This window comes from Streptomyces sp. HSS9-12 (genome assembly GCF_054963655.1).
This window is the reverse complement of sequence record NZ_JBUEGC010000049.1, coordinates 40,970-49,580: the sequence shown is the minus strand read 5'-3', so window position 1 is coordinate 49,580 and position 8,611 is coordinate 40,970. Positions and strand designations below refer to the sequence as shown.

Below are 8,611 nucleotides of genomic sequence, written 5' to 3'. Positions count from 1 at the left end.
CTTAAGGCGGCAAGAACGTCAAGCGTCAGGAACGGATTGTGGACGCACGCCAGTGCAGGACTGGTTGGAGCATCGGGGGCTGGGCGGGTGCGGGTTTGCCTGCCAACCGTTGCAGCATCAAGTCGACTGCTGCAACGGCAAGGTCTTCGAGGACGAGGTCGACGGCGGAGATGGGTGGGTTGTGTCCGCGTGTGTATTCGCTGTCGGTGAGTGACGCCAGCATCAGTTCGGTGGGGATGCGAATGCCGAGGTCGTCGGCGGCGTCCGCGATACCCGCGGCGAATCGGCTGGCCGCCGCGATGATGGCGTCCGGCCGCTGCTTGCCGCGCAGGATGGGCGTGATCAGGCGTGCCGCTCCCTGCACCCCCTCGCCTTCGTAGAGGGATTCGTGGTGGGGCCGGGCACGGTGCCGGCGTGTCCAGGCCAGGTAGGCCTCGCGGGAGCGGCGGTTCCAGGCGTTGTCCTCGGTGCCGGTCAGCAGCATGATGTGCCGGGCGCCCTGGTCACGCAGACGATCAAGCAGCGTCGTGACGGCCCTGGTGTGGTCCAGCAGGACCGACCAGGGGAAGTCGGGCCGGTCGGGGTCCTCTTCCACGGTCACCACGGGGACATCGCGCCTCAGCAGCTCTTCCAGCACCTCATCCTGCCCATAGGGGTGGGCGACGATGCAGCCGTCCATCGGCACGCGGGGCGCGGCAGGGTCCAGGATGTCGGGCACGTGGACCAGGCCGATCTTGTGTTCCAGCACCGCGGTGGCGATGGCGCCGGAGAGCCGGGTGAAGGTCTCGGTCCTGTGGAGCGACCCGTGCACCGCGTCCCGGGGACGCAGGATCAGCCCGACCATGCCCGATCGTCCGGTGCGCAGCGATCGGGCCAGCGGGTTGGCGCCGTAACCCAGGTCCTTCGCGGCTTGGAGGATGCGCGCCTTGGTGGCTGCAGAGATGGTTCGGCGGCCGGACAAGGCGTGCGACACCGTGCTGATGGACACCCCCGCGCGTTCGGCGACATCGCGGATGGTGACCCGCTGCGGTGGCGGCGCCTCGTCGGACAGCCTGGCCATCAATCCTCACTTCTGGTGCTTCTCGAGGTCACCCGCGTTCGGGGTCTTGACCGGCCGACCTGCTGCGGCCATGGTATGCGAAAGGTTTTGATTCAAAACGTTTTGACAGGGGTGTGCTCTTGACTCGGACAAGCCCTTCCGTGACGGCGCCGGGCGGGTTCAGCGCGGCCGTGGCCCAGTTCGCGGCCGACACCGACGTAGGAGCGAACCTGCGCCGCGTCGAGGAGCTCGCGTCGGCGGCCGCCTCCCAGGGCGCGGAACTGGTGGCCTTCCCGGAGGCCTCGATGTATGCCTGGGACGTTCCCTCCGAGGAACTCGCCGCCGCCGCCAAGGGGGCCAGCGAGCAGTTCATCGACGGAGTGTCGAAGGTCGCCACGACGACGGGAACGACAGTGATCGTCGGCGTGTTCGCCCCCGTGCCCGACGCACCGCCGCACAACCGCATGATCGTGGTAGGCCCCGATGGCTCGCTGCGGGCCGGGTACGACAAGGTGCACCTGTTCGACGCGTTCTCCTGGCGAGAGTCGGACAAGGTGACGGCGGCGCGCACCTATCCGGACCTGTCCGAGCTGTGCACGGTGACAGTCGGCGACTTCACCCTGGGGTTGCTGAACTGCTACGACCTGCGGTTCCCCGAGATCGCCCGCGCCCTGGTCGACCGTGGCGCCGATGTGCTCGTGGTCAGCTCGGCCTGGGTCGCCGGGCCGCACAAGGAGATGCACTGGGAGGCACTCCTGCGCGCTCGGGCCATAGAGAACACCTGCTACGTGCTCGCCTCCAACCAGCCACCCCCGCATTCGGCCGGATTGAGCATGATCCTCGACCCCCTCGGGCTCACCGCCGCCACCTGCGTGGGGGCCGAGGGAGTGGCCGTACACCGGCTCGATCCCGCACACCTGCGCCACGTACGCGAAATGGTCCCGTCTCTGGCACATCGGCGCTACCGCGTGGTGGCCGCGTCGCCCAGGTCGTCCGAAGCGGCTGCCGGAGACCGGACACCCGCAGACCCGCCCTCCCCCGAACACCCAGGCAGCCCGGACGAGCCCCGCGCAACTGCCGTGTTTTCCACCGCCGGAGGATCCAAATGAGCACATCTCCTGCCACCTCGGCCAGCTCCCACGACGCGGACCACTCCGGTCGACGGCGTGTAGTGGTCTCCGCGGCCATCGGCCAATTCGTCGAGTGGTACGACTTCGTCGTCTACGCCTATGCCGCCTCGGTGGTGGCCACCCTGTTCTTCCCCGCCGAGCACCGTGTCGCCTCCCTGCTGTCGACCTTTGCGGTCTACGCGGTGGGCTTCGTGATGCGCCCGGTGGGCGGGCTGCTGTTCGGCCATCTGGGCGACAAGCTCGGGCGGCGGGGCGTCCTGGCTACGGTGATCTTGCTGATGGGCGGTTCCACTGCCGCAGTGGGTCTGCTGCCGACCTATGCACAGGTCGGCCTGGCCGCACCGATCCTGCTGGTCGTCTGCCGCCTGCTGCAGGGGCTGTCCGCCGGTGGCGAGGCCATGGGCTCCAACGCCCTGGTTGCCGAGCACGCACCGGACCACCGCCGGGGGATGTATGTCGGGTTCACCTACTCCTTCGCCAACCTTCCGGCGGTCTTCGCCGCCCTGTTCGTGCTGCTGCTGACCAACACGCTCAGTCCGTCGAGCTACGAGTCCTGGGGCTGGCGGATCCCGTTTCTGTTCGGCGGCGTGATCTCGCTGGTCGGCCTCTACATCCGCACCCGCGTTGCCGAGTCTCCCGCGTTCCGGACCACTCAGTCGGCGCACCGGGTGTCTGAGGCCCCGATCGCCACGGTGCTGCGCGAGCACCGACGCGCACTGGGGTTCTCCTTCGCCATGGCCGCGCTGTCCGGGCTGGGCTTTTACACCCTCACCGGCTACTTCGCCACCTACCTGTCCGAGTCGGTCGGCCTCGACAGCAACGCGTCACTGATCTCCAACAGCATCGCGCTCACCGTCGCCTTCATCACGATGCCGCTGGCCGGGCTGCTGTCGGACCGCATCGGGCGACGCCCCGTCATGATGCTGGGCGCCGCACTGAGTGCCCTCCTGGCCATCCCGGCCTACCTGCTGGCCAGCGCAGGATCGTTGGCCACGGCCATCGCCGGCCAGAGCCTGCTGGCCCTCGCCCTTGGAGTGTTCTTCGGCCCTGTGGGCATCGTGTTCCTCGAGCTGTTCCCGACCCGCACCCGCTACAGCGGCTCCGCAATCGGCTACAACAGCGCCTACGCGGTCTTCGGGGGGACCGCCCCGCTGCTCGGGACGTGGCTGGTCGAGGTCACCGAAAGCCTGCTCGCCCCCGCCGTCTACATGGCGGTGCTCTCGGCCTGCGTGTTCGCCGTCGCCGTCCGCCTGCCCGAGTCCTACCGCAGCTCCCTGGTGCACACCGAAGATGCCGCCGACGCCGCTGCGGGAACACAGGAATCCGCCAACCCGACCCAGGAAGCGCAGGCAACCCGATGACCATGGACACCCTGACCGTCTCCTGCGTGCAGTTCACCGCCCGCGACGAGGACAAGGACGGCACCGTCAAGACCTGCCTCGGCCTGATCGACACAGCCGCGGCTCAAGGCGCCCAACTCGTGGTCCTGCCCGAGGTGTGGACCGGCCTGGGCTACTCCACCCCCACCCGCTACCGCGACATCGCCGAACCCGTCCCCGGCCCCAGCACCGACCTGCTAGCGGCGAAAGCCAAAGAGCACCAGCTGCACATCGTCGGCTCGCTGTATGCCCGGCTCCCCGATGGCCGCTGTCAGAACCTGACCCCCGTCATCGGCCCGGACGGGCGCATCATCGGCTCGTACGCCAAGACTCACCTGTTCGACGCACCCAACCGCGTCGACATCCAAGGAGGCATCCGTGAATCCGACAAGGTCCAAGCCGGTTATGATCTGCCGGTCTTCGACACCGGAATCGGGCCCCTCGGCGTCACCGTGTGCTCCGACCTCCGCTTCCCCGAGGTCTACCGGGTGCTCACCCTGAGGGGGGCACGGATCATCGTCTGTGCTTCCGCTTTCCTCAGTCCACGACTCGACCACTGGGAGTTCTTCATCCGCGCCCGCGCAGCGGAGAACCAGGTCTTCGTCGTCGCATCCGGGCAGGTAGGAACGGAACCCGCAAGCGGCATCAGCTTTGTGGGACGCTCCATGATCGCCGACCCCTGGGGCACCGTCATCGCCACCGCCTCCGATGTCGAAGGAGTCGTCACCAGCCACCTCAACCTCGGCCTGATCGACACCATGCGCAACCGTTACCCCCTGCTCGACCAGCGACGACCGGACCTGTACCGCGACCTCGTCTCCTGACGTTCTGCGCCGGGTGCATCAGCTTCGGCTGCTGGATTAGGGAGTTGTTGATCCCCGAGCCGGAGAAGTCAAGGCGGCTGGGTTCGAGAAGCCCCACGAGTGGACGACACGCGAACTTCGGACCAGTTTTGTCTCGCTGCTTTCCGACCACGGCATCCCGATCGAGGTCATCGCTCGCGTGGTCGGCCACAGCGGTAGCCAGACCACTGAGAAGGTCTACCGCAAGCAGCTGCGGCCCGTCGTGACGGAAGGCACGGAAGCCATGGACGACATCTTCGGAGAGGACGAGGAGGACTCCGCCGATACGGACCCGAGTCAACCCGCATGATTCAACTGCGGTGGCTCCCAGTTTGGCTCCCTACAGCGCCGAGACTGCTCGCGGCCTCCCCTGACCTGCACAGGGAGGCCGCGAGCACCTTACGGTCCGCTTAAGGCAGCGCACAGCGATCATTAAGAAGCCGCTGCACTTGCTGCCGTGGCAGGGTGTCCCCATGACCGGACCGAGCCATGGCAGCCCGGCGCTGCGGCTGATCGAAACCGTTGTCGATCCAGGTAGCTGGCGCAGCTGGGACGAGCCTGTGGGCGTCACCACCGAGGACGCGGACTACCGCGAGCAACTCGAACGCGCCCGCGAGCGCACCGGCCTGGACGAGTCCGTCATCACCGGTGAGGGGCGGATCGAGGGACGCCCGGTGGTGGTCGTGGCCTGCGAGTTCCGTTTCCTCGCGGGATCGATCGGCGTTGTGGCGGGGGAGCGGCTCGTACGCGGCGTGGAACGCGCCACGGCCGAGCGGCTGCCGCTGCTGGCCGCGCCCGCCTCGGGAGGCACGCGGATGCAGGAGGGCACCGTCGCCTTCGTCCAGATGGTGAAGGTCACCGCGGCCGTCACCGCCCACAAGGCCGCCGGACTGCCCTATCTGGTCTATCTGCGCGACCCGACGACCGGGGGAGTGCTGGCCTCATGGGGTTCCCTCGGCCATGTCACCGCGGCTGAACCGGGCGCGCTCATCGGCTTCCTGGGCCCCCGGGTGCACAAGGCGCTGTACGGGGAGGAGTTCCCGGCCGGCGTCCAGACCGCGGAGAACCTGCTGGCCCACGGGCTGGTCGACGCCGTCCTCCCGGTCCCGCAGCTGGGGGGCGCCGCGGCGCGGGCGCTGGACGTGCTCTGCGGCGATGTCCCCGCCGTCGCGGAGGAACCGCCGCCCGCCGTGCCGGCCGCCCCACCCCACGTCGCGCCCACCGCGGAGTCGATCCGCAGATCACGGCGTCCCGAGCGACCCGGGGTACGGGAGCTGCTGAACGTCGCCGGACGCAAGGTCACCCCGCTCAGCGGGACCGGGGCCGGTGAGCACGATCCCGGGCTGCTCCTCGCGCTGGCCCGGATCGGCGGCACTCCCTGCGTCGTTCTCGGCCACGACCGCATCGGCGAGGCGGCGCCCCCGCTCGGTCCCGGCGGGCTGCGCGAGGCCCGCCGCGGAATGCGGATCGCCGCCGAACTCGATCTTCCGCTGCTCACCGTGGTGGACACCGCGGGCGCCGCGCTGTCGCGCGAGGCCGAAGAGGGCGGTCTGGCAGGTGAGATCGCGCGCAGCCTCGCCGACCTGGTGAGCCTGCCCGCGCCGACGCTGTGCCTGCTGCTCGGCCAGGGCGCGGGCGGCGGCGCGCTCGCGCTGCTGCCCGCCGACCGGGTGATCGCGGCGCGGCACGCCTGGCTGTCTCCGCTGCCGCCCGAAGGGGCGTCCGCGATCCTGTACCGCACCACCGACCGCGCGTACGAGGTCGCCGACCGCCAGGGCGTGCGCTCCGCCGACCTCCTCGCCCATGGCATCGTCGACCGGATTGTCGAGGAGGCTCCGGATGCGGGCGGGGATGGGGATGCGGCGGACGACCCTGGCGCGTTCCTCGCCCGCCTCGGTGCCGTGCTCGGCAGCGAACTGGCCGCCCTGCGCGCCCAGGACCCCACCGCTCGCCTCGCCGCCCGCAGGCAACGGCACCGCGCAATGGGCCTGGCCGCCGCACGCCCGTCCGGGCAGGATAATCGCTTGTGAACGAGATGATCCGCCCCGCGACGCCCGCCGACGCACCCGCCGTCAAGGCGGTCACCGACGCCGCCTACCACCCCTACCTCGACCGGATCGGGATCCGTCCCGCCCCGATGGACGCGGACCACGCGGCCGATATCGCAGCCGGTCGTGTCTATGTGACCGGCGATCCGGTGGTGGGGGTGCTGGTGCTCGTTCCCGAGGAGGACCACCTCTACCTGGAGAGCATCGCGGTCCACCCCGAGGCGCACGGCCGCGGCCTGGGCAGGCGGCTGCTGTCCTTCACCGAGGCGCACGCGCGTGAGCGCGGCCTGCCCGAGATCCGCCTCTATACGAACGCACTGATGTGGGAGAACCAAGAGATCTATCCGCGCTACGGCTACGAGGTGACGGAGCGTCGGCAGGACGGTCCGTACGACCGCATCCACTACCGCAAGCGCCTCTGACTGCCACGGGCGGCACCCCTGATTGTCAGTGGCGGCTGTGATGATCCCGTCATGAGTGAGAGGACGGCAGTGACAGCCGCGTACTGGGATGCCGCCGCGGCGGACTTCGACAACGAACCCGACCACGGCCTGCGCGACCCAGCCGTACGGTCGGCCTGGGCGGCACGGCTCGCGCAATGGCTTCCCACAGCGCCGTCCGACGTCCTCGACCTCGGCTGCGGTACGGGCAGCCTGGCACTGCTGGCGGCCGAAGCCGGACATCGGGTGACCGCCGTGGACCAATCCCCGCGGATGGCGGAGCGGGCCCGGGACAAGCTCGCCGGGACGGGCGCGCGAGTCCTCGTCGGGAATGCCGCTGAACCACCCGTGGCGGGCAGGTCGTTCGATGTGGTCCTGGTCCGGCACGTGCTGTGGGCGCTGCCGGACCCGGCCGCCGTACTGGGGCGCTGGGCCGGACTGCTGCGAGACGGCGGACGGCTGGTTCTCATCGAGGGCGTGTGGGGCGGCCCGGAGAGCCCGGTGGGCATTCCCGCCGACGCGCTCGCCGAAGCCGTCGCCCCGCTGGCCACGCGGGTCCACTGCGAGCGGCTGTCCGGTGACCCGGTGCTGTGGGGCCGGGCGGTGGACGACGAGCGGTACGCCATGGTGGTGCACCCCACGCCGACCCGTCGGCACAGCGAGGTGGTGGACGTCCATCTGATTCTGCGCCGTGGGGACGACGTTCTCCTGGCGCGCCGTGCCAACACTGGCTACGCCGATGGTCTGTTGCACGCCCCGTCCGGGCATGCCGAGGACGGGGAGGACGTACGCGAGGCCATGGTGCGCGAGGCACGCGAGGAGATCGGCATCGATCTCGTACCGGAGGACCTGCGGGTGGCTCTCGTGATGCAGCACCGCGGGCCGGATGGGCAGCCCCGGATGGGCTGGTTCTTCGAGGCCGCGTATGGCACCGGTGGCGAGCCGGTCAACCGCGAGCCCGACAAGTGCTCGCAGCTCGACTGGTTTCCGCTGGACGGCCTGCCGGACGACATGGTCGCCTACTGCAGGGTTGGGCTGGAGGCCTACCGCGCCGGCCACCGCTTCGTGCTGCACTGGCATCGGTCGGGGGACTCGATCGCGTACGACCCGAAGGGGCCGGAACGGGCGGTGCCGCTCCCGGTCACATAACAGCGAGGCGTAATGCGCCCAGTAGGGCGCCGCGGTGGCGGCCGAGCGCGCCGGGGCGCAACGCGGCGCCCACGTGCCACGGCGTGTCGTCAGCCGGGCCTGCCAGACAATGGGTGCGACAAACCGTGTCAGCACAGCGACACTCCGAGGAGAACCCCCGTGAGCCTGAAGGTCACCGTCGACTCCAGCGCAGCCGACGCGCCGTACGAGCAGGTACGGGCCCAGATCGCCGACCAGGCGCGGTCGGGGGCGCTACCGGCCGGGTACAAGCTGCCGACGGTACGCGGGCTCGCCGAGCAGTTGGGGCTGGCGGCGAACACGGTCGCCAAGGCGTATCGCGCGCTGGAGTCCGACGGGGTGATCGAGACCCGAGGCCGCCACGGCACGTTCATCGCGGCCGCGGGCGAAGCGGCGGAACGCGAGGCGGCCGCGGCGGCCGCGGCCTACGCCCAGCGCGCCCGCCGTCTGGGCCTGGACCGGGCCGCCGCCCTGGCGGCGGTTCAGGACGCGCTGCGTGCCGCCTATTCGGAGTTGTGAAGCCCAGCACCGGGGCTGCCTCGGTCAACGACACAACAAGGCCCAGG

General features: G+C 70.1%; 8 protein-coding genes and 1 pseudogene. 8 read left to right on the top strand and 1 reads right to left on the bottom strand.

Annotated elements, in window-relative coordinates; genetic code table 11:
* Nucleotides 1–25: 25 nt before the first annotated feature.
* On the bottom strand, nucleotides 26–1,060 hold the full coding sequence (locus ACY34J_RS23175) for a LacI family DNA-binding transcriptional regulator (protein WP_462728498.1): 1,035 nt from the start codon (nucleotides 1,058–1,060) through the stop codon (nucleotides 26–28).
* A 140-nt stretch (nucleotides 1,061–1,200) separates the two neighbouring features.
* Between ACY34J_RS23175 and ACY34J_RS23170 the strand changes: the two genes are divergently transcribed.
* From ACY34J_RS23170 to ACY34J_RS23135, 8 genes and pseudogenes are all read left to right on the top strand, one after another.
* The gene (locus ACY34J_RS23170; RefSeq protein ID WP_462728499.1) at nucleotides 1,201–2,148 is read left to right on the top strand and encodes a carbon-nitrogen hydrolase family protein; all 948 of its coding nucleotides are present in this window, start codon (nucleotides 1,201–1,203) and stop codon (nucleotides 2,146–2,148) included.
* Nucleotides 2,145–3,530, top strand: coding sequence for an MFS transporter (locus tag ACY34J_RS23165; RefSeq protein WP_462728500.1), 1,386 nt, complete (start codon nucleotides 2,145–2,147; stop codon nucleotides 3,528–3,530). Before ACY34J_RS23170 ends, ACY34J_RS23165 begins: the two co-directional genes overlap by 4 nt.
* On the top strand, nucleotides 3,527–4,372 hold the full coding sequence (locus ACY34J_RS23160) for a carbon-nitrogen hydrolase family protein (protein WP_462728501.1): 846 nt from the start codon (nucleotides 3,527–3,529) through the stop codon (nucleotides 4,370–4,372). The genes ACY34J_RS23165 and ACY34J_RS23160 overlap by 4 nt, the downstream gene beginning before the upstream one ends.
* A 73-nt stretch (nucleotides 4,373–4,445) precedes the next feature.
* Nucleotides 4,446–4,700: pseudogene (locus tag ACY34J_RS23155) on the top strand (hypothetical protein); the annotation flags it as partial.
* A gap of 163 nt (nucleotides 4,701–4,863) precedes the next feature.
* The gene (locus ACY34J_RS23150) at nucleotides 4,864–6,420 is read left to right on the top strand and encodes a carboxyl transferase domain-containing protein (protein WP_462728502.1); all 1,557 of its coding nucleotides are present in this window, start codon (nucleotides 4,864–4,866) and stop codon (nucleotides 6,418–6,420) included.
* Nucleotides 6,421–6,425: 5 nt separating this feature from the next.
* Nucleotides 6,426–6,860: a GNAT family N-acetyltransferase gene (locus tag ACY34J_RS23145; RefSeq protein WP_462728538.1), complete on the top strand. Its 435-nt coding sequence runs from the start codon at nucleotides 6,426–6,428 to the stop codon at nucleotides 6,858–6,860.
* A 51-nt stretch (nucleotides 6,861–6,911) separates the two neighbouring features.
* Entirely contained in the window at nucleotides 6,912–8,027 is a 1,116-nt protein-coding gene (locus ACY34J_RS23140; protein ID WP_462728503.1) for a methyltransferase domain-containing protein, read from the top strand.
* Between the two features lie 159 nt (nucleotides 8,028–8,186).
* Complete coding sequence (locus ACY34J_RS23135) at nucleotides 8,187–8,564, top strand: GntR family transcriptional regulator (RefSeq protein WP_462728504.1); 378 nt, start codon at nucleotides 8,187–8,189, stop codon at nucleotides 8,562–8,564.
* Nucleotides 8,565–8,611: the final 47 nt, after the last annotated feature.

Bases quoted from the DNA above. Each gene is read 5' to 3' on its own strand.
- ACY34J_RS23175 (WP_462728498.1), bottom strand. From the start codon at position 1,060: ATGGCCAGGCTGTCCGACGAGGCGCCGCCACCGCAGCGGGTCACCATC.
- ACY34J_RS23165 (WP_462728500.1), top strand. From the start codon at position 2,145: ATGAGCACATCTCCTGCCACCTCGGCCAGCTCCCACGACGCGGACCAC.
- ACY34J_RS23160 (WP_462728501.1), top strand. From the start codon at position 3,527: ATGACCATGGACACCCTGACCGTCTCCTGCGTGCAGTTCACCGCCCGC.
- ACY34J_RS23150 (WP_462728502.1), top strand. From the start codon at position 4,864: ATGACCGGACCGAGCCATGGCAGCCCGGCGCTGCGGCTGATCGAAACC.
- ACY34J_RS23145 (WP_462728538.1), top strand. From the start codon at position 6,426: ATGATCCGCCCCGCGACGCCCGCCGACGCACCCGCCGTCAAGGCGGTC.
- ACY34J_RS23140 (WP_462728503.1), top strand. From the start codon at position 6,912: ATGAGTGAGAGGACGGCAGTGACAGCCGCGTACTGGGATGCCGCCGCG.